Annotated in this window: 25 protein-coding genes; 15 read left to right on the forward strand and 10 right to left on the reverse strand. The window is 64.5% G+C overall.

All coding sequences use genetic code 11. The annotated features are described in order from the left end of the window. Window positions 1-46: 46 nt before the first annotated feature. Window positions 47-1,666 (reverse strand): MFS transporter, encoded by a 1,620-nt coding sequence (locus tag CH286_RS07305; RefSeq protein ID WP_255182594.1) that lies wholly within the window; start codon window positions 1,664-1,666, stop codon window positions 47-49. A gap of 81 nt (window positions 1,667-1,747) precedes the next feature. On the opposite strand from CH286_RS07305, the gene CH286_RS07310 reads away from it, so the two are divergent. Beyond that, complete coding sequence (locus CH286_RS07310) at window positions 1,748-2,314, forward strand: TetR family transcriptional regulator (protein WP_032402259.1); 567 nt, start codon at window positions 1,748-1,750, stop codon at window positions 2,312-2,314. 181 nt (window positions 2,315-2,495) lie between these two features. On the opposite strand, the gene CH286_RS07315 is transcribed toward CH286_RS07310, so the two are convergent. From CH286_RS07315 to CH286_RS07325, 3 genes are all read right to left on the reverse strand, one after another. Then, window positions 2,496-3,518, reverse strand: a complete 1,023-nt coding sequence (locus CH286_RS07315) for an NAD-dependent epimerase/dehydratase family protein (RefSeq protein ID WP_094608812.1) — start codon at window positions 3,516-3,518, stop codon at window positions 2,496-2,498. 112 nt (window positions 3,519-3,630) lie between these two features. Beyond that, window positions 3,631-4,464, reverse strand: coding sequence for a DUF72 domain-containing protein (locus CH286_RS07320; protein ID WP_094608813.1), 834 nt, complete (start codon window positions 4,462-4,464; stop codon window positions 3,631-3,633). A 236-nt stretch (window positions 4,465-4,700) separates the two neighbouring features. Continuing rightward, window positions 4,701-5,282, reverse strand: coding sequence for a TetR/AcrR family transcriptional regulator (locus CH286_RS07325; protein WP_255182595.1), 582 nt, complete (start codon window positions 5,280-5,282; stop codon window positions 4,701-4,703). 50 nt (window positions 5,283-5,332) lie between these two features. Between CH286_RS07325 and CH286_RS07330 the strand changes: the two genes are divergently transcribed. The 3 genes from CH286_RS07330 to CH286_RS07340 all read left to right on the forward strand — a co-directional run bounded on the left by CH286_RS07330 (window position 5,333) and on the right by CH286_RS07340 (window position 8,632). Continuing rightward, window positions 5,333-5,800, forward strand: a complete 468-nt coding sequence (locus tag CH286_RS07330; RefSeq protein ID WP_032378605.1) for a group II truncated hemoglobin — start codon at window positions 5,333-5,335, stop codon at window positions 5,798-5,800. A 139-nt stretch (window positions 5,801-5,939) separates the two neighbouring features. Beyond that, window positions 5,940-7,484 carry a metallophosphoesterase gene (locus CH286_RS07335; protein WP_094608814.1) on the forward strand — a complete coding sequence of 515 codons (1,545 nt, stop codon included), beginning with the start codon at window positions 5,940-5,942 and terminating at the stop codon, window positions 7,482-7,484. A 38-nt stretch (window positions 7,485-7,522) separates the two neighbouring features. Continuing rightward, window positions 7,523-8,632, forward strand: a complete 1,110-nt coding sequence (locus CH286_RS07340; protein WP_094608815.1) for a S1C family serine protease — start codon at window positions 7,523-7,525, stop codon at window positions 8,630-8,632. A 36-nt stretch (window positions 8,633-8,668) separates the two neighbouring features. On the opposite strand, the gene CH286_RS07345 is transcribed toward CH286_RS07340, so the two are convergent. Beyond that, entirely contained in the window at window positions 8,669-9,046 is a 378-nt protein-coding gene (locus tag CH286_RS07345; protein WP_037151866.1) for a VOC family protein, read from the reverse strand. A 59-nt stretch (window positions 9,047-9,105) separates the two neighbouring features. Here CH286_RS07345 and CH286_RS07350 point away from each other — a divergent pair, with 59 nt between their 5' ends. The 4 genes from CH286_RS07350 (at window position 9,106) to CH286_RS07365 (ending at window position 12,193) form a co-directional block, all read left to right on the forward strand. Next, window positions 9,106-10,083, forward strand: a complete 978-nt coding sequence (locus CH286_RS07350; protein ID WP_032379391.1) for an LLM class F420-dependent oxidoreductase — start codon at window positions 9,106-9,108, stop codon at window positions 10,081-10,083. A gap of 67 nt (window positions 10,084-10,150) precedes the next feature. After that, window positions 10,151-10,759, forward strand: coding sequence for an AIM24 family protein (locus tag CH286_RS07355; RefSeq protein WP_037172562.1), 609 nt, complete (start codon window positions 10,151-10,153; stop codon window positions 10,757-10,759). Between the two features lies 1 nt (window position 10,760). Then, window positions 10,761-11,438, forward strand: a complete 678-nt coding sequence (locus CH286_RS07360; protein WP_032378609.1) for an AIM24 family protein — start codon at window positions 10,761-10,763, stop codon at window positions 11,436-11,438. Between the two features lie 11 nt (window positions 11,439-11,449). Beyond that, window positions 11,450-12,193 carry an AIM24 family protein gene (locus tag CH286_RS07365; RefSeq protein WP_094608816.1) on the forward strand — a complete coding sequence of 248 codons (744 nt, stop codon included), beginning with the start codon at window positions 11,450-11,452 and terminating at the stop codon, window positions 12,191-12,193. 17 nt (window positions 12,194-12,210) lie between these two features. On the opposite strand, the gene CH286_RS07370 is transcribed toward CH286_RS07365, so the two are convergent. Further along, window positions 12,211-12,933, reverse strand: a complete 723-nt coding sequence (locus tag CH286_RS07370) for an alpha/beta fold hydrolase (RefSeq protein WP_094608817.1) — start codon at window positions 12,931-12,933, stop codon at window positions 12,211-12,213. 28 nt (window positions 12,934-12,961) lie between these two features. Between CH286_RS07370 and CH286_RS07375 the strand changes: the two genes are divergently transcribed. Continuing rightward, entirely contained in the window at window positions 12,962-13,288 is a 327-nt protein-coding gene (locus CH286_RS07375; protein ID WP_032378612.1) for a hypothetical protein, read from the forward strand. A gap of 48 nt (window positions 13,289-13,336) precedes the next feature. Further along, window positions 13,337-14,062 carry a rhomboid family intramembrane serine protease gene (locus CH286_RS07380; protein WP_094608818.1) on the forward strand — a complete coding sequence of 242 codons (726 nt, stop codon included), beginning with the start codon at window positions 13,337-13,339 and terminating at the stop codon, window positions 14,060-14,062. A gap of 70 nt (window positions 14,063-14,132) precedes the next feature. Here the strand turns inward: CH286_RS07380 and CH286_RS07385 are convergent, their stop codons facing one another. Together CH286_RS07385 and CH286_RS07390 are read right to left on the reverse strand one after the other, a co-directional pair. Next, window positions 14,133-15,281: a macrolide family glycosyltransferase gene (locus CH286_RS07385; protein WP_094608855.1), complete on the reverse strand. Its 1,149-nt coding sequence runs from the start codon at window positions 15,279-15,281 to the stop codon at window positions 14,133-14,135. 33 nt (window positions 15,282-15,314) lie between these two features. Next, complete coding sequence (locus tag CH286_RS07390; protein WP_032402262.1) at window positions 15,315-15,629, reverse strand: ArsR/SmtB family transcription factor; 315 nt, start codon at window positions 15,627-15,629, stop codon at window positions 15,315-15,317. Between the two features lie 89 nt (window positions 15,630-15,718). Here CH286_RS07390 and CH286_RS07395 point away from each other — a divergent pair, with 89 nt between their 5' ends. Genes CH286_RS07395 through CH286_RS07410 form a run of 4 tightly spaced genes read left to right on the forward strand, consistent with a single transcriptional unit; the run spans window position 15,719 to window position 21,869 of the window. Continuing rightward, window positions 15,719-16,999, forward strand: a complete 1,281-nt coding sequence (locus CH286_RS07395) for an MFS transporter (RefSeq protein WP_094608819.1) — start codon at window positions 15,719-15,721, stop codon at window positions 16,997-16,999. After that, window positions 16,968-17,555, forward strand: coding sequence for a GNAT family N-acetyltransferase (locus CH286_RS07400; protein ID WP_032402263.1), 588 nt, complete (start codon window positions 16,968-16,970; stop codon window positions 17,553-17,555). The genes CH286_RS07395 and CH286_RS07400 overlap by 32 nt, the downstream gene beginning before the upstream one ends. 9 nt (window positions 17,556-17,564) lie before the next feature. Then, window positions 17,565-19,934, forward strand: a complete 2,370-nt coding sequence (locus CH286_RS07405) for a lysylphosphatidylglycerol synthase transmembrane domain-containing protein (RefSeq protein ID WP_094608820.1) — start codon at window positions 17,565-17,567, stop codon at window positions 19,932-19,934. A gap of 15 nt (window positions 19,935-19,949) precedes the next feature. After that, the gene (locus CH286_RS07410; protein WP_255182596.1) at window positions 19,950-21,869 is read left to right on the forward strand and encodes a bifunctional diguanylate cyclase/phosphodiesterase; all 1,920 of its coding nucleotides are present in this window, start codon (window positions 19,950-19,952) and stop codon (window positions 21,867-21,869) included. Between the two features lie 28 nt (window positions 21,870-21,897). Here the strand turns inward: CH286_RS07410 and CH286_RS07415 are convergent, their stop codons facing one another. Next, complete coding sequence (locus tag CH286_RS07415) at window positions 21,898-22,194, reverse strand: putative quinol monooxygenase (protein WP_032379396.1); 297 nt, start codon at window positions 22,192-22,194, stop codon at window positions 21,898-21,900. A gap of 14 nt (window positions 22,195-22,208) precedes the next feature. Beyond that, a complete protein-coding gene (locus tag CH286_RS07420) occupies window positions 22,209-23,714 on the reverse strand; it encodes a PucR family transcriptional regulator (RefSeq protein WP_255182597.1) in 1,506 nt (501 codons plus the stop codon). 147 nt (window positions 23,715-23,861) lie between these two features. Here CH286_RS07420 and CH286_RS07425 point away from each other — a divergent pair, with 147 nt between their 5' ends. Next, entirely contained in the window at window positions 23,862-24,728 is an 867-nt protein-coding gene (locus CH286_RS07425) for an FAD binding domain-containing protein (protein WP_032402265.1), read from the forward strand.

Here is a 24,728-nt window from a genome sequence, read left to right on the forward strand (position 1 = left end):
CCCCGCTGCTCGACGGGTGAGCAGCGGGGCCTGTGTCCAGCGAGAGCTATCCGATATGCACCGGGGTGTCGCCGACGGGCAGGTCGTCCTTCTTCGCTCGGACGAGTCCCAGCACCACCGGGCACACCAGCGCGACCAGAATCGCGGCAGTTCCGAAGGCCCACGCGTAGCCGGAGACCTCGGCCGCGAACGCGTGGTCGATGGTGGCGAGCACGAAGTTGCGGATCGGCTCCGGCAGCGAGGCCAGTACTTCGGCGCTGGGGATCTCCTGGCCCGCGAGAGCTTCGGCGGGGACTCCGGCGGGCGGAGTCGGTGCCGGGTTGTCGGCCAGGTACGAGGTCTTGGACGAGGTGTAGACCGTGGTGAACACTGCCGCGCCGAGAGCGCCACCGACCTGCAGCGTGGCGTTGATCAGCGCAGATGCGGCACCCGCGTCGTGATCGGCGACCCCGATGAGCGCGACGTTCTGCATCGGCACCATCAGCAGGCCGAGACCGAGACCGAGCAGCACGACGCCGGGTAGCACGTGCGTCAAGTACGAGGTGTCGACGCCGATCTGCGTCAGCAGGAGCAGGCCGATCGCCGAGACGACGGGACCGACGGCCATCAGCGGCTTGGGTCCGATCTTCGGCACGAGTGCGGACGCGAGCGCTGCGGTGATCAGGATTCCGCCGGTCATCGGGAGTGACGCGACACCCGCGATCACCGGGCTCATCTCGAGCACGATCTGGAAGTAGAACGTGAGGTACAACGTGCCACCGAGCAGGGCAGCACCGATGACGGCCGAGCCGATGTACGCGGCACCGCGGTCACGGTCGAGCAGCACGCTCAACGGCAGCAACGGGTTGGCGGACTTGGATTCGACCACGACGAACGCGGCCAGCAGAGCGAGGCCCAACGCGATGAACGAGATGGTGGGTACCGTCGCCCAACCATTTTCGGCTTCGGTGAAGCCGTAGACCAGCGATGCCAGACCCAGAGCGACGAGGATCGCGCCGGGCAGGTCGTAGCGGGTGTCTCCGTGTGCCTTGCTCTCTTTCACCAGCGGCACTGCTGCGGCGATGGCGATCACTGCGACCGGGATGTTGACCAGAAGGCACCAGCGCCAGTTCGCGTACTCGGTGAGCACGCCGCCGAGAAGCAGACCGACGGCTGCGCCGCCGCCGGCGATCGCGCCGAAGACACCGAACGCTTTGGCGCGCTCCTTGGTGTCGGTGAAGGTGACGGTCAGGATGGCCAGTGCTGCAGGTGCGAGCAGTGCAGCGAAAACACCCTGGCCGGCGCGCGCGATGAACAGCTGCCAGCCTTCCTGGGCAAGTCCACCGATGGCGGAGGCAACGGCGAAGCCTGCCATGCCGACGATGAACGAGCGCTTGCGTCCCCAGTAGTCCGCAATGCGACCGCCGAGCAGCAGCAACGCACCGAATGCCAGAGCGTAGGCGGTGATGACCCAGGTGCGGCTGGTGTCACTGATGCCCAGGTCTATCTGCGCCTGCGGTAGCGCGATGTTGACGATGGTGCCGTCCAGCACGATCGTGAGCTGCGTGATGGCGACGATGCACAGCACCAGCCATCGGCGCTCGTAGTTCGGATTCAGATCCGGCGCTTCGCGCTCGGAGTGCTGCGACATGTTTCTACCCCACTCGTACTCGTTGATTCTGGGCACGAAAAATGTCCCGATCAGAAAGGTAAGCCACTCGGCACCGCCTGTCAAACGAACTAGTTGGTTGGGGGTATGGTGGCCGCCATGAAACCTGACGCCAGCGCGACCCGCGCCCGCATCGTCGCCGCCGCCCGTGGCGAGTTCTCGGTGCACGGACTGGCCGGAGCTCGAGTCGATCGCATCGCGGTTGCGGCCAAGGCCAGCAAGGAGCGCCTGTACGCATACTTCGGCGACAAAGAAGCCCTGTTCCGCGCTGTGGTCGAGGACGGGTTCGCGCGGTTCATCGAAGAAGTACCTTTCTCCATCGACGACCTCGGCGGGTATGCAGCACGCGAATACCTGCATCTCGCAGCACATCCCGAGGAACACCGCCTACTTCTGTGGACCCAGCTCCAGGGCGGCATGGCAGCATCGGGCACCGACGACATTCACTCGGTCATCGCGGAGCGACGCAACGCCATGGCCGCTGCCCAACGAGACGGACTGATCTCCGACGCCTTCACCGTCGACGACCTGATCACCATGATGTTCGGCATCACCTCGGCCTGGATGACCGCGCCGAGCAGAGCCTGCGAATCCGCCGACGACGCCGAGATTCAGCGCAGGGCGTCGAAAATCGAGGCCGCCGTGCGACGACTCTGCACTCCCTAGTCTTGTCTACCGATCTCTAGCGTCACTGCAAGAGTCCAGAATATCGGGGTAGCTGCCGCGTTCCCCGCAAATGCGCGCGCGTTTGTCAGATGCGAGCGAATTCGATACCGATCTCGCAGCTATTCCGAACGCGTCTGACGATTCCGCGCGCGTCTGACGATTCCGCGCGCGTCTGTCGAGTTCACCAACCCTCTGCATGCCCCACGCCCGCGAGAATTGCCGCCTCACGGTCGGCGGAGAGTCCGACAGGCGTCCGGTCGCGCCTCGTCGACGCCTCACCGTTCAATGACTGTAGCCAGGTCCACGTGTCTGCGACGGTCTCCTGGATCGGCCGTGCCCGAAGCCCCTCCGCGAATGCCTTCGACACGTCGGACGCGTGCAACGAATCATGATCTGCGCCAGGCGGAATCCAGATCGGTAGCTCCGTCCACGGCTGCACTCCGGCAGCACTGAGGACGTCCGGTTCCACCCAACGCAGGCGAGCATCGGACCGTGTCGCGGCAACACAGGCCTGCAGAACCTCGCGCATCGTTGCATGCCCGGGCCGACTCACCACGTCGTACGGACCCCCGAGCCCACGGGCAGCCGCGTCCAGAGCCCAGCCGACAAGATCGCGCGCGTCGATGTACTGCAGTGCCAGGTCGGCTGGACCGGGCGCGAGTACATCCCCGGCACGCCCATTCTGGTCACTCCGCAGGCTCCGCTCCTGCCCAATTCTGTTCAGCCACCATGGAAGTCGGCCGAGATTCTCGTACGGTCCCAGGATCAATCCGGCCCGGACCAGCAAGGCTCGAACACCGAATGCCGTGACGGCGGCCTGCTCACCACCGAGCTTGCATCGCGCGTAGTCATCGCCAGGCCCTTGCACCGTCGGCCAAGTCTCGGTCGCACCTGCTCCAGGCGCGTCGTACACCGATCGGCTCGACACATAGACGTAGCTGCGCACTCGACCGGTGAGCGCAGAAGCCGACTGCGCCACTACACCGGGCTCCCACGACCAGGTATCGAAGGCTATGTCCCAGTTGCCTTCTCGAACCGAATCCAATCCGTCGGCCGCGCGTCTGTCACCGCGAAGCTGCGTGACCCGAAAATCGGACGCCGTCGTGCCACGATTGAGCACGGTGACGTCCCATCCGAGGGCCAGGGCATGCTCGACGGCCGTTCGCCCCACGAAGTCGCTGCCCCCAAGAACCAGCAGTTTCATGAATCCAGTGTGCCGGTGAATGGGTCTTCGTCGCTGCCGGAACATGCTTCGGAGCGCTGCTCACAGCAGAGCCGCACCTCCAATATTGGAAAAAGGCTAGAGAACGAAATACTTACCTACCGACGCGCTCGATGAGCCTCATGGCGTCGAAGGGTGCGTAGCCCTTGATGTCGTTGTCGAAGTACACGTAGACGTCCCGTCCCGTCGACGTCCAGTCCGCAATCTTCTGGGCCCATCGATCGAGGGCCTCATCGGTGTACCCGCTGGCGTACAGTTCCTCGTCGCCGTGGAGTCGCGCATACATGAAATCCGCTGTCGGAGTGTCGATGTACGGGTACTTCCCGGCGGTATCGGCAACCACGATCGCAATATCGCTGCGCCGCAACAACTCCACCGCTTCGTCGGAGGCGAAGCTTGCATGCCTGGCTTCGACACAGTGCCGCAGTGGCCGAGACGACGCAGCAGGCAACAACACTCGATCCTCCGCCAACTTGTCGTCCCGTGTTTCCGCCAGAGCCACGGCAGCTGACACCGTTCGAGGCAACAGGGCACAGAAGTCCGCCACCTTCTGCGCATCGAATTCGAGGTTGGGTGGGAGTTGCCACAGGAAGGGCCCGAGCTTGTCCCCCAGAGTCAACACACCGGTGGCGAAGAAGTTCGCCAGAGCCGAATCGACGCCGACGAGCCGCTTGATGTGCGTGACGTATCGACCGCCCTTGATGGAGAAGACGAAATCGTCGGGGGTTTCGTCGTGCCACTTGGTGAAGCTCGACGGCTTCTGCATCGCATAGAAGGTGCCGTTGATCTCGATCGACGTCAGGTGCTCGGACGCGTACCCGAGCTCCTTGCGATGCGCCAAACCCGCCGGATAGAAATCTCCCCGCCACGGCGCGTACATCCAACCGGAGATGCCGATCAGAACTCGGGGTCGACGCTGCGCGGGCATGAGCAGACTCTAGTCGTGGACTTTCACGCCAACATTTCCGATGAGTACGAGTATGTGGCGGAAGGAATACTCGCCCGTCGACGTTCCCGACAGCCTGACGGCGTTCGACGACCGGTCCATCTCGGTCGAACCGGACGGTTCGCTCGCACCGCATTTCGGGCGGCCGTCCGATCTATCAACCACCTCACGCTCGGTGAAGGATCGTCGATATTCGACTGCAGGCAAGATGCTCCTTCCTAGCGCCGGTCGCCTCCAGCCGCGCGCCAGATCACCGCGGCCGTTCGCTCTGGCCAGCGCTCCGGAATGGGGTCTCCGGCAAGGGCCCGGCCGTAGAACGAGCCGGTCGCCATCGGAACGATGATCTCGAGGTCCGCGTCGACCGGAATCGCCCCTTCGCGCTGACCGCGTTCGAGGATGTCTCGAATACGTCGCCTCCGTGGGGCGACGACGCCTACGGCGTACCGGTCACGAACATCGTCGTCGGTTCCCTCCTGCAACATCGTCCCGACCAGAGCCATTCGGCCGGGGCGCGAGACGCCCGATCTGAAGTCGGTGAGTTCGCGGACCAGCGCTTCGAACGGCTCGGCGTCGTCGAGTTCGGGTGGTGCCACCTCGGCGACGGCGGTGACGGCTGCTTCCGCGAGCGCGGCCTTCGTCGCCCATCGGCGGTAGATGGCTTGCCGCGTGGTGCCGGCGTCGGACGCCACGCGCTGAACAGACAAAGCGTCGTATCCCGATTCGGCCAGCTGTCGAGCGGCGACGGCAAGAACACGGTCGTCGATCGTTGTATCGCGCATACGGCCCGTCTTGCTCACCATGATGGGCAACATACCTTGTCAATACAATACTGTTGTGTATTGTATTGAAGATGGCAGATCCCACGCTCTACGACTGGGCCGGTGGAGACGCTGCGTTCCGGCGGCTGCTCGACGCGTTCTACGACCACGTCGAGCGAGACCCGTTGCTGTCGCCGATGTTTCCCGGTGGCGTGAGCGAAGATCACCGCGCTCACGTCACCCTCTGGTGGGCCGAAGTATTCGGCGGACCTGATCGCTACACCACCGAGCTGGGTGGGTACCACCGCATGCTCGCCCACCACATCGACCTGGGAATCACAGCCTTGCAGCGTCGCCGATTCGTGGAGTTGATGTCGATCGCGGCGGACGACGCCGAGCTACCCGACGATCCCGAGTTTCGCTCGGCATTCATGGCGTACGTGGAATGGGGAACGCGACTGGCGTTCTCCAACTCTCAGCCGAACGCCGAGCTGGTGGCCGACGCACCCGTCCCTCGCTGGGGCTGGGGCGTCGCGCCGCCCTGGAATCCTGGCAGTTGACCGGTCGCGAATCCCTATCCGGGTGTCCCCACAACGATCGCGTGGTTCTTCGTCGGACTCGTCGTTTTCGATCCGCTCGCGGTGCTCCTCGTCATCGCGACGCCGCGGCTCTGGCGCTGGTATCGGTAACCTCGATGACATGAAGCGCCCATCGGCATTCGGCTCCCTGGCGCTGGCCTGTGTTCTGCTCGCCCTCACCGGCGCCGACGCGGGAGCCGAGCGTCGCAATCAGCCGGCACCTCGCCAGGCCGCTGCGGTACCGGGTGTCGGGTTGACGACGGTTCCCGCAGCGATCACCACGTCGATGGTGGCGGGGATCGCCGCAGAATCGGATCCGACGACGCACGCGGTCGGTGTCGAATCGTCGAGCACCGAGATGCAGACTTCCGGATGGGACGAGTACCCGTACCTTCGCTACACCGTTTCGGTGCTGCCGGGGACCGAAAGAACGACGCTCACCTGGTCCGGTCGATCGGTCAACACCAACGATCTCGCGCTGCATGTATGGGACGAATCGACGGCCGATTGGGGTCCGCCGCTCGCGGCAGCGCAACCTGCGACACCCGGCGGACTGATCGAACTCAGCGCCGACGTAGCCAGTGAGAGCGGCACTGTCGAGGTTCTCGTCATCGACAGTCCTCGAGCGGATCGCTCGTTCGCCGAGACCAACGCCAGCCCCGACCGGGCTTTCGCGGACGCCGACACCTACGACTTCGCGCTCCAACACATCACCGACACCCAGTACATCTCTCGCGACGACCCCGGTGTGTATTCGGACATGACGCAATGGACTGCCGACAACGCCGACGAGCTGAAGATCGACTACAGCATGCACACCGGCGACCTCATCCAGAGCTGGATCAGCCCCGGTCGACCGGATACCCAGGCCCGCAAAGAATTCGAGGCAGCCAGCGAGTCCATGAGCATCCTGGAAGACGCCGGCATCGCCCACGGCGTGCTGCCCGGCAACCACGACAACATCTGGAACGCAGCGGGCAAGTTGGTTCCCGGAGAGCACGAGAAGAATCACGCGCTCTACAACGAGTACTTCGGCCCACAGCGTTATCGCGATCAGCCGTACTGGGGCGGTTCCTTTACCGCCGAGGACAATTCGGCGCACTACGATCTGGTCGACATCGCCGGTGCAAAATTTCTCATGCTCTTCATCGGCTACAACCCACCCGAGAAGGTCATGCAGTGGGCAGAACGGGTACTCGACGATCACCCCGACCGCAACGTCGTCATCGGTACGCACTATTACCTCGACGAACTCGGCGAGAAGAAGCTGATGGGGTTCGGCGATATCGGATCGAGTTCGGGTCAACAGATCTGGAACCGACTCGTCGTACCCCACGAGTCGGTCTTCCTCGTCCTGTCCGGGCACGTGGACGGTCAGGTTGCCGTGGTCGACGAGAATGTCGGCGACACCGACCGCACCGTCGTGCAGTTGCTGGCCGATTACCAGTACTTCGAGGTCGACGGCGAACGAAGTACCGGCTTTCAGCGTCTGCTCCAATTCGACGTCGACGGCGCGACGATGGCCGTCACGACACACTCACCGACGCTCGACGCTTTCGACGTCGAGAACTACGACATCAAGAACCGGTACGGACCCGAGGACGGCGAGTTCGTCACCGATTTCACGTTGCGCGCCGACGTTCCACGGGCCGTGATCGTCAACTAGCTGGCACCTCCGACGCCACCGGACCATAATCGATTCCTATGCGGTCGGGTGGACGAGCGGTGGTTCTGACGCTGGTCGCTGCCGGTATGTGGCTGTTCGCGACGCCACCACTCGATCCCGGAACCACCGACTTCACTGCCGCGCCTGCACCCGTCCCACCAGTTGCTCCCGTCGTCGAACCGCCGCCACTGACTCTCGACGAGCTCTCGGCCCGGGTCGATCCAGCCGTCGTCACACTGTCGGCTTCCGCCGGTTTCTCCGGGGTCGCCGGTACCGGCTTCGTCGTCGCTCCCGACGGGATCGTGCTCACCAACTTCCACGTCGTGGAGTTCGCCACCGAGATCAGCGCGGTGAACATGGGCAACGGACTGATCTACGACGCCACCGTGCTGGGTTACGACAAATCTCGTGACGTCGCGGTCGTGCAGTTGATCACCGCGACCGACCTGCCAGTGGTCGAGTTGGCTCCGGACCCACTTCCCGACGTGGGTGATGCCGTCACCGCCATCGGGAATGCCTCGGGCGCAGGGGTATTGGTGCCGGCACCCGGCGCCGTGACCGCTCTCGATCAACAGGTGCGCACCCGCAGCTCGGTGGACGGCTCACGGAACACGCTGGACAAGATGATTCGAGTCGATGCCGATGTGCGAGCAGGAGATTCGGGTGGGCCGCTGTTCGACGCCTGGGGCAGGGTGGTGGGTGTGAACACCGCCGGGCTGTCGGACGACGCTCGCAACGGCACCGAGTTCGCACCGCCCCAGGCACCCGAGGCGTACGCCGTCCCCATCGGCGAGGCGGTTGCCGTGCTCGATCAGGTATTGGCCGGGCAGTCCGGCGGCACAGTGCATGTGGGTCCGACGCCGTACTTCGGAGTGTCGGTGCGTGATGTGTCGGTCTTCGAGAACAAGCCGGCGATGGGGGCGGCCGTCGTCTCGGTGAACTCCGATTCCCCGGCCGAGACTCTCGGCTTGTCGGCGGGAGACATCATCGTCTCGCTCGACGGAACGGACGTGCAGTCCTCGTCGGATCTGTCGGAGGCGCTCATCGGCCGCGTCCCCGGCGATACCGCCGTCGTGGAGTGGGTGAACGACGCAGGAGTGACCAATTCCGGGACAGTCGCTCTCGCCCAAGGAACCCCGACAGCTTGAGGCTCGTTCCGCAGGCTCCACTCCCGAGTGCATAGATCAGCCCTGCACCACCGACAACACATTGCCCGCAGGATCGGTGAACCAGGCGATCAGCGGCCCACCGTGTCGGAAGATCCCCTTCTCGTCGGTCCCCATATCTGGATATTGTTGGAAAACAACCCCTTTCGCACTCAGAACATCGACCGCGGCCTCGATGTCGACCACCGGGAAATTGAGGATGGTGTATTGCGCCGGCACGTGCCCGGGCCGGGGATAGACCAGTACCGTCGCTGCTCCCAGGTGTAGTTCGAGCATCCCCATCTCGTTGTCGGTCACCTCGACACCGAGGGTGTCGGCGTAGAACCTGCGGGCTGCAGGCAGGTCGTCGACGGCGAATCCGGAGAACGGTGCTCGGGCCAGATCGATGGTTGTCATGGACGAATTATCGCGCTCTCCCACGTGCCGTGGGCCGATATCCGAGTAGCGTGGATCTCGTGACTATTCGCCTCGGTTACCAGATGCCCAACTTCAGCTACGACGGTTCGGTCGCAGAACTCTTTCCCCAGGTCATCGCGCAGGCGCGCGAGGCCGAAGCGGCCGGGTTCGACACCGCGTTCGTGATGGATCACTTTTACCAACTTCCCGGCATCGGCAAGCCTGACGAGCCGATGCTCGAGGCCTACTCCGCGCTGTCCGCCCTTGCGACGGCCACCGACACCATTCAGCTCTCCGCCTTGGTCACCGGGAACACCTACCGCAATCCGGCGATCCTGGCCAAGACCGTAACCACGCTCGACGTCGTCAGCGGCGGTCGCGCGATCCTCGGGATCGGAGCCGGCTGGTACGAACTCGAGCACCAGAGCTTCGGACTCGAATTCGGTACGTTCACCGATCGGTTCGAGCGTCTCGACGAGGCCCTGCAGATCATCGAGCCCATGCTGCGCGGTCAGCGTCCGACATTCGACGGCCTCTGGTATCAGGTCGAGAACGCGATGAACGAGCCCCGCATCCGCGACGATCTTCCGATCATGCTCGGCGGCGGTGGCGAGAAGAAGACGTTCGGCCTGGCCGCTCAGTTCGCCGATCACCTCAACATCATTTGCGACGCACAGGAATTGCCGCGCAAGATGGCAGCCGTTCAGGCTCGGTGCGAGGAAGTCGACCGCGACCCGAAGGACCTCGAAACGAGCTTCCTCGCGTTCGTCATCATCGACGAGGACGGCGACAAGGCCAAGGAGTTGCAGCGCGAGTTCGTGCTGAAGCAGGGCCTCGATCTGACGAACCTGTCCGAGGAGGACGCCGCGAAGGCCACCGATCGCCACTTCTGCGGAACCCCCGACGATGTCGCCGAGCAGGTGCAGAAGCGCGTCCTCGATCAGGGCATCGACGGCGTCATCATCAACCTGATCACCAACGGACACCAGCCAGGAGCCGTCGAGCTGGCAGGTAAAGCCCTGAAGCCGCTCGTCTAGATATTTCCTCCAGCAGTAGCCGCGGGGGCGCGTGCAGTGGCATAGTTCCCCCGTGGCTCAGCTGAGGATGAACGGGCACCGCGTCTTGGTCGCAGACCTGACCGGCGACTCCCTGCGTGCGATGTCGGGTTCGATGGTGGCGTACGAGGGCGATGTCGCCTTCAAAAGCGCAGGGATGGGCGGTGGCGGAGGATTCCGCGCTGCCCTCAAACAGAAAGTGACCGGCGAGTCGCTGTCGTTGATGGACGTGTCCGGCAAGGGCACCGTGTACTTCGCCGTCGATGCCCAGGACATCACTCTCGTCGAGGTGCAGGGTGACAGCCTCCACGTCGAATCGTCTCAATTGCTCGCTCTCACAGGCCAATTGAAGACCGATGTGAAGTTCTCCGGTCTTCGCGGCGCAACGTCGGGGCAGGGCTTGTTCACCACGGTGGTCAGCGGATCCGGCACCGTGGCGCTGTTGTCGAAGGGTGGGCCGATCATCGCCCTCGCCGTCGATCCGCAATACCCCCTCGTCGTCGATCCCGACGCGTTCGTCGCCCATCGCGGCCAGTTGAATCAGAGCTTCGTCACCGACGTCACGTGGCGTTCCGCCATCGGCGGCGGCAGCGGCGAGGCGTTCTCCCTCCGCTTCGACGGCCAGGGCGTCGTCTACATCCAACCCGAGGAGCGCTGACGTGCCACTCGAACTCGTCAACAGCAAAGTCGTGAAATCCGTTCTGGCACCGAATCAGAACGTGCTCGCGCGTCGTGGATCGATGCTCTACTACACCGGCGACGTCCGGTTCGTTCCGCACTCGATGGGCGGCTCGGCCGGTGCTATGCCCGGCATGGGCGGCGTTGCCGGGATGGCCGGCCGGATGATGGCGGGCGAACATGTCGCGATGATGGCCGCCGAGGGGCAGGGCGAGGTGTTCTACGGTCACGCCGGGTTGTACATCGAGGTGATCCATCTCGACGGTTCGTCGATGCTCACCGTCGAAGCCGATCGACTCCTGGTGCACGACGGCTACCTTCAGAGTTCCATCGTTGCGTTGACCTCGCAGGGCGGCGTCCGCGGAGCAGTGCGCGGCGCAATGACCGGGCAAGGTCTGTTCACGACGCAACTGACCGGGCAGGGCAGCGTCGCGGTCCTGTCGCACGGCGGCGCAACCCCCTTGCAGGTCGGGCCCGATCACCCACAGGTAGTTGTCGATCCGCAGGCGTACGTGTGCCACATCGGCAACATCAACGTCGACATCTCTGCCAATGTCGGCTGGCGTGACGCCGTCGGCAAGGGCAGCGGCGAGGCGATCCAGCTGAAGATGACCGGCATGGGCACCGTGTGGGTTCAAGCCTCCGAGCAGAAGTTCTAGGGAGCGACGATATGAGCCTGGATATCCACACCCCGTACACCCTGCCGGTCAACGACAACGTGCCCGGCAACGACTACGCATTCTGCGTCGAACTCGCAGGTCAGCCGTGGTTCACGTCGAAGGGTGCGATGATCGCGTACTACGGCAACATTCGCTTCGAGCCGCTCGGGCAGACGTCGATGCCCGCCATCGTCGCCGCGCGGTTCTCGTCTCCGCTGTACTCGAACGACTGGGTTCTCGCGCAGGGTCAGGGCAAGCTGATTCTCGGCGATCGCGGATTCAACATCAACAGCTACGACCTCGACGACGGCAACCTGACGATCCGAGCCGCGAATCTGCTTGCGTTCGAGCCGACTCTGGATCTCAAGCAGTCCATCGTCCCCGGATTTCTGACGCTGCTCGGTACCGGTAAGTTCCTGGCCTCGTCCAACGGCACCGTCATGTTCGCCGAGCCACCACTACGCATCGACCCGGAAGCGCTTGTGGGATGGGCAGATTGCCCGTCGCCGTCGCATCACTTCGATGCAGACTGGATGCAGAACTTCCTCGGTGCGGCGCGCGGATTTCTCGGAGCCAACAGCGGCGAGGAGCGTCAGTTCGATTTCACCGGCGTCGGCACCGTGTTGATCCAGTCGAGCGAGAAAGTGCTCAACGATTCGCATCTGTTGCGCTACATCGAATCTCAGACGGTCTCGCTCGGCCAGAACTCGCTGCGGGCTCTGCACAACACCATCGGAGCCCGGCTACAGCAGTAGCCCGGCTTTCACTGCCTCTACGACGCCTTCGCGATTGTCGGCATCATGACGTGGCCGGCATTGTCGATGCGCGTGAAACCCACACCTGCAGAAGCCAATCGGTCCTGCTGCCTCGGAGCGCCGGTACGCTCTCCGTAGACGAACAACCGCGGTACGGTGACCGACTCGAGCATGGCCTGCACCGTCGGATCAGGTCCCACGCACAGGCCGACGGCGGTGCGATGAAGTGCAACCGGATCGGCAACGCGCAGGGTGGACGCCCATTCCGGATCCGCGTCGGCGATCAATCGGTCGATACCGGTGTCGACGAACTCGGTCTCCGACTGCCGGGCAATCTCGACGCTGGCGGTGCCGTCCCACGGCAGCAGGTTGGGTTCGAGCACGATCAGCCGGCCCACCAGATCCGGTCGACGGTGGGCAAGCACGGTGGCGATCGAGCCACCCAGGCTGTGGCCGACGAGGTCGACCGAGGTCAGATTCCGCTCATCGAGCAGGTCTGCAACGGCGGCAGCATGGTCGTCGAGCAAGTAGCCGAAATCGAGCGGGCGATCGCTGAAACCGAAGCCGAGCAGATCCGGCAGCAGCCTCTCTCGGCCCTCGAAAGCTGCCTCTACTGCGATGGCACCGAATGCCGGGATGCCCGCCGAGCCGAGCCCGTGCAGAAAAACCAGAGCCGGGTCGGTGCTGCCCGGCAACGTGAACGTGCGGACGCTCGGCGGCTGTTCGGAGTAAACGCGCATACTGGAGTTTCACCTAGGAGGTACTGCCATGGCCAACCAAGGACCCTTCGGATTCGGATCCGACGACTTCGACAAGTTCGCCCGTGAGGCAACCGAGGGACTGCGCGAGGTGGTCGGTTCGCTGTTCGCCTCCAACGTCGGTGCACCCAAAGCTCCGCCCGAGCCCGAAACCACAGGTCAGAAGGGCGACGGAGTCTGGGCGATCTACAGCGTCGACGACGCCGGATCGCCGCAGATCGACCAGCTCTACGCCACCGAACTCGATGCCCTCCGTGCACACAAGGACAACACCGACCCGCGTCGACGGGTCCGCTTCCTGCCCTACGGCGTGAGCGTCAGCGTTCTGGAGGACTGACGTGGGTGCATGCGGCTAGCGTGCACCTGTGTCAGCGAACGGTGACGGATGAATTCCGGGACCGACGCACGATCTGCGGATCGCCACTCAGCCGTACCGACGTTTGTGGTCGCCTCGATCACCACCGTGGTCAGCGTGGTCGCCTTTCTCGACTCGAGCGTGATGGATCTGCTCGTCCGGAACCGGCCGCTCCTCGAATCCGGCCAGTGGTGGCGAGCTGTCACACCGGTACTGGTGCAGCCGGACGGTTGGGGTCAGTTCGCCTTCAACCTCCTCGGAACAGTGCTGGTGGGGATCGCCGCGCAGCGCCGGGTGGGGCCGGCCACTTGGTTGTGTGCCTACGCCATCGGTGGTGTCGGCAGTGTCGCGATCTACAGCGTGTGGCATCCGGCAGACACCGGCGGCGGTTCGTCGGCGGCCGTCGCGGCCCTGATCGGAGTGCTGGTGGTGACCTGCGCGGTCGAGCCCGATCACAGTCCGCTCGGTGGATGCGCCCAGGTGTACGCGATGTTTTTCGCCGTCTACCTGACGGCACTCGATATCGGCGGCGTGGGCGCATCGGTGGTTGCGGGCAATGCTTCTATCGTGGCGACAGTGGTGGCGCGCCGCGGGCTGGGCGTCGAGCGAACGTCATTCGTGGTGCTGTCGATGGTCGCGCTGACCGGCATCACGATGACGGTGCTCAGAGACGACCACGGCACCGGCATCCTGATCGGCCTCGCGTTCGGAATCCTTGCGGAGATTCGCCGTCGCCGCTCGACCTCGGAGCGGTAGTCCGCTGCCGTACATCACCATGCCGACGACGCCCTGCTTCTCGGCATGCGGACGAATCGGATCGTGCCCGTCACGCGAGAAACGCCTCGACTGCATTCGCCGCCTGTTCGACTCCACCGTGTGCTCGCACCTCGGCACCGAGTTCTGCTGCACGTGAACCGAATTCGCGGGCGTCGGCGACTGCCTCTGCCAGCATCACAGCCGTGACCTTCTCGAAGTCCAGGTGCACGCCCACCCCGAGTTCGGCGAGCATTGCGGCGTTGCCGAACTGATCGACAGCCTGCGGCACCGCCACGGTCGGCACGCCGAACCACAGCGCCTCCGTGCACCCGCCCATCCCGGCGTGGGTGATGAAGACGGTGGTGGCGTCCAGCACCGCAAGCTGCGGAACATGTTCATGCACTTCGATATTCGCGGGAATATCACCCAGCACGGCCGGATCGACACGTCGACCGATGGAGATCACCACATTCCAGTCGGTGTTCCCGAACGCCTCGATACACAGTCGATAGAAGTCCGGTCGCTCGTTGTATCCGGTGCCGAGCGAGATGTACAGGACAGGTGCCCCGGGTGCCGTCCAGCTGCGGTCACTCAGGCGTACCGGATCGAGGCACGGTCCGACGAACTGCACCGTGTCGGCCACTCGGTCGGCATGCGGCTGCATCACCCGCGGAATCAGCGACAGGCAGTGCGCCGGATACGTGATCCACTCCCAGGGGTCGGCGTCGATGTCGTTCTCTCGCAGCCACGTTGCATAGGTGTCGCGATACGCGACACCGGTCGGCGACTCTCGGATGGCGGTCATCCCATCACCGAGATCCTCCGCGTAACCGGCCCAGGCCACGTACGTCGGCGAGAGTTGTACGGCAGGCACCCCGTAGCGCACCCCGAGGACCGGTGCCGTCATACCGCCGATGTCGTACAGGAACAGGTTCGGCTGATCATCGTCGTAGAACGCAGTGAGCACGGGGTACGACGCAATGGCCTCGTCGAGGAACACCCGCATCGCCGACGCCGGATCATCAGGCCACGAAGCCTCTCCGTCGGGCAGCATCGACTCGAAAGGGACCACCTCCACGCCTGCCGGTTCCACCATGTGCCGCAGGGAATCTCCCACGGCATAGGTGACGCGATGCCCGCGCCGCACCAGCTCGGCAATGACGGCCAGTGATGGATAGATGTGACTGGGAGCCGTCGTGCCGATCATTGCGATGTGCATGGGCATCACGGTACGACGGGCGACCGTTTCGGGCTAGCGGATTTCGTTGGCGATCAGATCGAGCAGGCCGGGGAACCGATCCTCGAGTTCGCGACGGCGCAGCGTGACCTTGCGACTGTTGCCACGGTCGACCTGGAACACGAGACCCGCCTCGCGGAGAACTCGAAAGTGATGCGTGAGAGTCGATTTGGTGACACCGAGCTCGAAAGACATACATGTTCGTTCGGCACCGTCGTCGTCGCCGACAAGTTCGGTGACCACCTTGCGGCGCAGCGGATCCGCCAGCGCGGACATCACCGCACCGAGTTGCATTTCTTCGGGCTCCGGATGCCCGTTCTCGTCTGCCATGAGCTCCTCCCGCATCAAGGTACGACTTGCGCCGTACCTCAAAACCTGTTCTAGTACGAAAAGCATCGTACCTAAGCGCAGGGGGATTCATGAGGGCAGTTCTACCGGTCGTACTCGCAGCGCAGTTCGTCGTGCCGATGTCGATCTCGGGCACCGCCATCGCGCTTCCGGTCATCGCAGCCGATCTCGGCTCCGATCCCACCCCGCTGCAGTGGGTCGTCAACGGCTTCAACGTTGCGTTCGCCCTCTTCACAGTGGTCTGGGGTGCGGTCTCGGATCGCATCGGGCACCGCACGTCGTTCCGCATCGGCGTACTGCTCACGGCCACGGCCAGCCTGGTGAGCGCACTCGCACCTTCCCTGCTTGTATTGGACGGGGCGCGGGTGGTCGCGGGTATCGGTGCCGCTGCGGTTCTGGTGGGCTCGACGTCGATTCTGTCGCTGCATTTTCACGGGACCGAACGGGCCACGGCATTCGCACTGTTCGGCACCGTGAACGGGCTGGGGCTGGCACTGGGTCCGACGATCTCCGGGCTGCTGATCGCCGCGGTCGACTGGCGCGGGGTGTTCGCCGCTCAGGCGATCGTCCTGCTGATAGCGGCCGTTGGCACCCTGGCTCTGCCTGCTCTGCGAAGCGAATCCACCAACCGTCTGCTGGATTTCGGCCTACTGCGCAACCGTCGATTCCTCGCGCTCTGCCTGGTCCCGGTCGCCGGAGCCATCGGTTTCGTCACCCTGCTCACCTATCTGCCGGCCGCCCTCAGCGCAGTCGCGTCGATGGCTCCCGGCCGAGCCGGACTGTTCATGCTGGCGATGACCATCCCGGTTCTTCTCGCCCCGCTGACCGTGGCACGGCTGAGCACGACGTTCGACGCCGTGACCCCCAGCCGCGTCATTCTCGCGAGCCTGGGCTGCCTCGCTCTCGGCAATATCGGCATGCTGGCCCTGCAGCCCGGCGTCCCACTTCCCGCCGTGACGATCCCCATGATTCTGGTGGGGCTCGGTTTCGGACTCCCCATCGGTTTGGTCGACGGCGAGGCACTCGCCGCGGTTCCGCCGCACAGCAGCGGCACCGCCGCCGGGGTACTCAACCTGTTCCGCATCGGCAGCGAGGCCATCGCGGTCGCCGGCTATGCCTGGCTGCTGGCCTTCCTCATCCGCGGGCGGGTGTCGAACAAGATCGACGCCGACGCAGCTGCATCCGGGCAACCCGGATTCGCCGATGCCTACGCGCACGCTTTCACCGAGGTGATCGCCCTCGTCGTCGTCGCTGTCGCCGTCATCGCTGCGGCAATCATTGCGCTTTCCCGGACGGCACGATCCGACGTATCGTCGGCGAATGCCCTTTCTGCAACCGGTGACCCTCGCTGACGATCTCGTGACTCTGGAGCCGCTGAGCCACGACCATCTCGAAGGACTGTCCGACGCCGCCCGCGACGGCGAGTTGTGGAACCTCTGGTACACCAGCGTGCCGAAACCCGAGGACATGGCGGCAGAGATCGATCGTCGGCTCGGATTGCTCGAAGCCGGAACCATGCTCCCGTTCACGCTGCGCCGCAACGACACAGGCCAGATCATCGGCGCGACGACGTTCTGCAACGTCGACTCGAAGAACCGTCGGGTCGAGATCGGGTACACCTGGAATGCCCGCTCCGCGCACGGAACCGGCACCAACGCCGCCAGCAAATTGCTGCTGCTGACGCATGCCTTCGAGGAGCTGGGATGCATCGCCGTCGAATTTCGCACCCACTGGATGAACCTGCAATCGCGCACGGCGATCGCAAAGCTCGGTGCCAAGCAGGATGGAATTCTGCGCAATCATCAACGCATGCCCGACGGTTCGTTGCGCGATACCGTCGTGTTCTCGATCATCGAATCCGAATGGCCCGCCGTCCGCAACGAACTCCGCAGGCGTACTGCACGGTAGGTTGACCCCATGCGTGTGGATGGGCGGGACATTCCCGTAGCGGGGAACCTGCTTCAACCGCTGGTGCGAAGAACCAGCGACATCATTCGGGTCGTGTCGGCTGCGGTACTGCTCGGCCTGGTCATCGCCGGTTCGCTGATCACCAGAAATCAGTGGGATGCGCTCGAGGAATCGGTATCGAACATCGTCGGCGTGCTCAGCCCCGACCAGTCCAACGCCGTCTACATCGTCTACGGCGTCGCCATCCTCGCGCTCCCGTTCGGAGTCCTGATCGGCCTGATCGCCGGCCGCAAATGGAAACTGCTCGCCGGCTACGCGGCAGCGGCATTGCTGGCCGCGTTGGCGCTGTCGATCACCGGCACCGGAATCTCCACCCCCACCTGGGACCTGGACGTTCCCGAGCGACTCGACACCTTCCTGTCGCAATTCCTCGACGACTCTCGCTGGATCGCCATGTTGGCCGCGGCCCTCACGGTGTCGGGCCCCGGCCTGCCCGCGCGGTGGCGTCGGGCATGGTGGACGCTGTTGCTCGCGTTCGTGCCGATCCACCTGGTCGTCTCCACTGTCGTTCCGGCTCGCTCGATGCTCGGTCTGGCCGTCGGCTGGCTCGTCGGAGCCGTCATCGTGCTGCTGGTCGGTACGCCGGCTCTCGAGGTTCCTCTCGACGCAGCACTGCGTCTGTTCCGCGATCGCGGCGTCACCGTCCACAGCTTCACCGTCGTCCGTCCGGCCGGACCGGGTCCGTTGGTGTTGAACGCACACACGTCCGATGCCGATGTGGTGGTCGAGTTGTACGGGCAGAATCAGCGCAGCGGCGGCGCGCTACGACAGTTCTGGAGATGGATCACGCGGCGTGGCAGTGAAACTGCGCCGCTCCATGCGTCGATGCGCAGGGCCGTCGAGCATCGAGCACTGATGGGCTTGGCCATCGAGAGGCTGGGTGCCGCGGGCAGCCATCCGCTCGCGGTCGCGGCACTCGATCGGGGGTGGACGTTGTACGCGCACGATCTGCCCCTCGGTCAGCCGGTCGAGGCCGAGCACGACGACGCCACCCTCAGCGCGTTGTGGAAGGCCCTCAACACCCTGCACGAGAACCAGATCTCGCACGGAGACCTGCATCGAGGCGAACTCCGAATCCATGAGGGTCGGGCTCTGTTCTGCGGATACGGGCACGCCGAACTGGGAGCGTCGGATGCCCAGATGCAATCGGATGTGGCGCAGCTGTTGCTCACCACAGCAGACCTTTTCGGCTCTCGCCGTGCCGTGGAAACGGCCGTCGGCGTCCTCGGCTTCGATGCCGTGATCGCGGCATCGGGCCGTCTCACCAAGTCCGCCATTCCGCCTCGAATCCGTCAGTCGGTTCGCGATGCAGCCAAGACGATGAAGGCCGTCCGGCTCGAGGTGCTCGAGCAGACCGGGGCCGCCAAGATCGAGGCCGAGCAAGTCACTCGCTTCAGCCGAAACCAGATCATCTCGCTGGTGTTGTTGATCGGACTGGTCTACGTCGCGTATCCGTTCATCAGTGCGGTGCCTGCGTTCGTCACCGAACTCGGTTCGGTGGACTGGTGGTGGGTTCTGCTCGGGTTGGCGGTCTCTGCTCTGACGTACGTCGGTGCCGGAGCTGCGTTGTGGGCGTGCGCGTTCGGCAAGGTCAGCTTCTGGAATCTGACGGTCATGCAGGTTGCCAACACCTTCGCCGCGACGACGACCCCCGCGGGCGTCGGAGGGCTGGCTCTGAGTGTGCGATTCCTGCAGAAGGGCGGATTGGGTGCCGTTCGCGCGACAGCGGCTGTGGCACTGCAACAGTCGGTCCAGGTGATCACGCACGTGAGCCTGTTGATCTTCTTCAGCGTCGTCGCCGGTACCTCCTCGGGGTTGTCGAACATGGTGCCCGGCAACACCGTGCTGTACCTGATAGCGGGTGCCGCATTCGGTGTCGTCGGAACTTTCATGTTCGTGCCCAAGTTGCGCCGGTGGCTTCGAGTCGCCGTCCGGCCGCAGATCAAGGAAGTCCTCACCGAACTGGGCGAGCTCGCACGTGATCCCAAGCGCTTCTCGATCATCATTCTCGGTTGTGCCGCAACGACATTGGGTGCAGCGCTGGCGCTCTGGGCGAGCATCGAGGCCTTCGGCGGCGGTACGACGTTCGTGACGGTGACCGTCGTGACGATGATCGGTGGAACCCTCGCGTCCGCCGCACCGACACCCGGCGGCGTGGGTGCAGTGGAGGCCGCACTGATCGGCGGTCTCGCGGCGTTCGGTCTACCTGCCTCGATCGCAGTGCCGTCGGTGTTGCTCTACCGTGTGCTGACCTGCTGGTTGCCGGTGTTCCTCGGGTGGCCCACGCTGCGTTGGATGACCGAGAAAGACATGGTCTGACCCACAGGCCGACAGGTGCGCCCGATTTCGGCCCCGCCACTGGTAGCGCTGGTAGCGTTCGTGATGGCCGGGGATCTGCCCAGGAGAGGTAAGCCCATTTCCAAACCGGGAACCGTGGTGACGGCCCAGGGCCGTACGCGGTACAGACCTGGGATCGGCATCCCTCTCGACAGCGTCGAGGACGACTACACCTACTTCGCGAACACCGCACGCGAACATTGGGTGCGTTACTTCATCGGGCTCGTGACGCTCCTGTTCGGTGTGTCCGGCGTCCTCATGTCTGCCACCGGCATCCACTACGAGGGTCTGGACGTGTACGTCTTCCTCGGCTCGTTGACGACGATTCCGGTGGCGATCGCCTGGTTCCTGCGGCCGTGGCCGTCACCGCGCGTGGCCAACGCCTTCGTTCTGTACGCCGATATCGGCGTCGTAGCGACCCTGTTCAGCAGTACGAACCGCCTCGTCCCGCTGACCGGGTGCATGATGTTCACCATCGTGGCGGTCTTCACCGTCATCGCCAGCTCGTATCGAGTGATGTGGGCTCACCTCGCCGTCTCGATGGCGACGGTCCTCACTCTCGCCGTCCTCGCAGTGAAACAGGGAACGAACCCGTGGCTGGTGGCCGCGACCGCGGTCACCGTCGTCACGTTGTACCTCACCCCGCTGATGATGCGGGCCTACATTCGGTACCTGCGTTCTCGGGCGTCGGGTGCAGTCACCGATTCGTTGACAGGCCTGTTCAACCGGCGTGGATTGCTCGAAGCGATCGACGGCGTCGGTATCGCGTACGCCGCCGATGCTTCCGATCGGACCATCGGCGTCACTGTGCTCGACATCGACCGGTTCAAGGAGATCAACGACCGGTTCGGTCACCCGACCGGCGACGCCGTCTTGATCGAGATCGCAGCGCGCCTCACCGCCGCGGTCCCGCGGACGTCGGTGGTCTCGCGCCTGAGCGGAGACGAGTTCGTGGTGGTGCACGTCGGGTCCCCCGGCGACATCGAATCGACTGTCGACAAGATCCGGAGCGGTCTCGACGAGACGTTCTCCGGACCTCCGTTCACCACCAGCATCGGATCTGCCGTGGAATCGCTCGGGAGCGCACCCGTCACCCCGACGGTGGTGCGCAAGCTGATCGCACTGGCCGATATCGAGATGTATCGCAACAAGTCTCGGCTGGCCGGGGACGACGGCAGCGCGCGCGGCAGCAGTACCGGAACGCGAGCCGACATTCGCGCACGCATCGAAGGTCTGATCTCGCGAGGTGGGCCGGACGTGGTGTTCCAACCCATCTGCGACACCGTCACCACTACCGTCGTCGGCTACGAGGCGCTCTCGCGCTTCCCGTTCGGCTACGGCTCGCCGACGATGTGGTTTCGCGACGCGACCAACGCCGGAATCGGGCCGCTCCTCGAAGTTGCGGCCATCGAACGTGCCCTCGTTGCCGCCGAGTCTCTGCCCCGCGGAATCTTCATCTCCCTCAATGCATCTGCCGACACCATTCGTTCCATCGACCTGGCTGCGAAGCTACGACCGTTCCAGAAAGACCGAGCGTTCCACATCGAGATCACCGAACACGAGCGGGTCGACGACTACCGTGCGGTCGCTCGAACCATCGAATCCTTACGCGTGGCGGGCATCTCGATCTCCGTCGACGACGTCGGTGCCGGCTTCGCCGGGCTTCGCCAGGTGGTCGAACTGCGGCCCGACACCCTCAAGGTCGACTACGCATTGGTGCACGGAATCGACACCGACGCGGTCCGACGGGCCGCTGCTGCATCGGTGATCGGATTTGCCCACGAGATCGGCTCGACCGTCATCATGGAGGGCGTCGAGACGGAGGCGGAACTGCAGGTCGCCGTGGAACTCAGAGCCGACATGGTGCAGGGCTTCCTCACCGGGCGGCCACTTCCGTTGGCGAAAATAATCGAGTGACGTTGCGCTGCGCCATCGCGCAGTGAACTCAGATCGACGAATCCACGGAGAACTTCGTCAGTACAGGCGCGGCAGCCAGGAGCGGCGGCATCTCGGTGATCTTGCCCGGGCCGGCGCGGAACTCGCGGTACTTCGCATCGGCCTCGGCCGACTCCCACGTCTCGTAGGCGACGACATGCGCCTCGTTCTCCTCGTCCACCCACACCTCCACGCCGAGGCAGCCCTCGAACGCACGGGTATCGGCAAGCACCGTGCGCAGCAACGCACGCGCCTCGGCAAGAGATTCGGGCTTGAACGTGAAATCCAGTGTTGCGATGAGGGCCATGGGCTTCACACTAGTCATCTCAGCCGAAGTGCCAAGTAGAACTCGATTCTGTCCTCCAGCCGCGACAGGTCGCGGCCGGTGAGTTCCTCGATGCGCTGCATTCGGTACCGCACAGAATTGACGTGCATGTGTAGTTGTTCGGCGCATCGGGTCCAGGCACCGTTGGTGTCGAGGTAGACCGACAGCGTGGCGATGAGATCGCTGTTGTGCTGATCGTCGTACTCCGTCAGGGGATCGAGAAGCCTCGAGGTGAACATTCGGCGGACGTCGTCGGGCACATTTGCCAAAAGTATTGTCAACGTTGCCAATTCGTCATGACCGACGACGCTGCAGTCCGCACCCCGCCCCTCGGCGAGCCTGCGGGCGTAGCGCGCTTCCTCGATTGCGCTTCTGATGTCGGCGGCCGCGGTGGGAGCGCTGACCCCGATGGTGGTGCCGCTGCCGATCAATCCCGGGGTGACGGACTGGACGGCACGTCGAACGGCGTCGGTCTTGTCGGTGCGCGCCTCCACCACAGCGATGGCCTCGTTCTCGACGACTCCCAGCGTGATGTCGAGAGGTGCCAGCAGTTCTCGTAGCAGCGGCCGCAGCTCACCGAGCCGGAGCGTCTCCCCCGAGGTAGCGGCAACGATTGCCGCATAGCGTGTTTCGGTATCGAGTCCGATGACGTGCATCTGCGCCAGGATGTCCGCCGGTGTCGCGCCGCACACGATGGAGCGAACGAATTCCTGAGCGAGGATGCCCGATCCTGACACGCGTTCGTCGACGCGACCGCGTTCGACGGCGACGATCGACGCCAACTGCCCGGCCAGCGATGTCCTCGGGACATCCCATGTCTGCCAATCGCTTTCGAAGGCGACGAACCAGTCCACGACACGTGGGGTGGCCTCCCCGTCGACCGGAAAGATCGACACCCGCTGCGTTCGGCAGTACCGCGGCAGACGTACCGAAGTCATGAACTCCCGCGCGACGGCCGCAGTGTCGGGCGGGTTCTCGGATCCGGCGAGAACACGTCCCGACGAGGCGACGACCCAGCACTTCATACCCAGATCGGAACTCACCATCTCCAACAGCGGCCCCAGGCCGCCGCCGGGTCCGGCGCTCGCCACGAGGCGTCGATGCCGGTCCAGCACGAGGCTCAGATCCGACGCCCGCGCCGTCGAGAGCTGCCGGACGACACTTTCGGTGACCGTGGCGAAGGCGATGTCGGCCGGCACTCGAAACAGCGGCAGACCGTGTTCGCGGCAGGCGTCGACCAGGTCGTCCGGCACAACACCGCCGTCGGAGGCCGCCAGCGCCGCGATTCCGGCCTTGGACACCGCCCGCACGAAGGTTCTCGAATCCTCCGGGCCCGCCCGCCACATCAAGCCGGTCAACACCAGTTCGCCGCCGCTGAGGTAACGGCTCGGATCGAGCATGTCGGTGGTGACGACCCATCTGATCGTCGGGTCGAAATGCTCGGGAGTCACGATCGGCTGCAGCTTCAGATCGGGGAGATCGGCCAGATCACGCAGTCTCACGGTGCCATCGACCTCCTCTTCGTATGATCCTCCAAAACCTACACTGTGATCGGCGTCATACTTCGTCGTTCCTGTCCCTCGTTCGCGGTACGCCCGGCGGCTGTACTGGGTGAACACGAAATATGGACAGCGAGCGGAGCACCGAACATGGATTTCCTGCGACCACAGACCTGGAGCGACGCGTTGGCCGCAAAGGCCGACGACGTCGACGTGGTGCCCATTCAGGGCGGCACCGACGTCATGGTCGAGATGAATTTCGATCTGCACCGACCGGGCGGACTGCTGGATCTGAACCCCATCAGCGAACTCACCGAATGGCAACAGCTACCCGACGGATCGCTTCGGGTGGGGGCAGGCGTGCCCTACGTCCGCATCATCGCCGAGCTCGGAGACAAACTTCCCGGCATCTCACAGGCGTCCCGCACCGTCGGTTCCCCGCAGATCCGCAATCGCGGCACCGTCGGCGGCAACCTCGGCGGAGCATCTCCTGCCGGTGACCTGCACGCGCCCTTGCTCGCTGCGGGCGCGACAGTAGAAGTGGAATCGGCCGCACGCGGGGTACGGATGATCCCAGCGACCGACTTCTACCTCGGCGTCAAACGCAATTGCTGCGAGCCCGACGAGCTGATCCGTGCGTTCCACGTCATGCCGGCGGCGGGACCTCAGTACTTCTCCAAGATCGGCACTCGCAACGCGATGGTCATTGCGGTGTGCTCGTTCTCGATCGCACTGTTTCCGCAGGAGGGCCGCGTCGGCACCGGTCTCGGCTCCGCTGCGCCGACGCCGCGTCGGGCTTACGATGCCGAGAACTACCTCGCGGCCGAACTCGACTGGGACGGTGCCCTCGATCCGCGGGTGTCCGAGGAATTCGGCCGATTGGTCAGTGCGGCAGCAAGTCCCATCGACGACGTACGAGGCACTGCCGATTACCGCAAGCACGCCCTCTCCGTGATGGCCCGGCGCACGCTGGGTTGGGCATGGCGAGACCTCACAGCCGCACGGAAGGTGGCCTGA

The sequence above is a fragment of the Rhodococcus sp. WWJCD1 genome, assembly GCF_002258735.1.
Classification (GTDB): domain Bacteria; phylum Actinomycetota; class Actinomycetes; order Mycobacteriales; family Mycobacteriaceae; genus Rhodococcoides.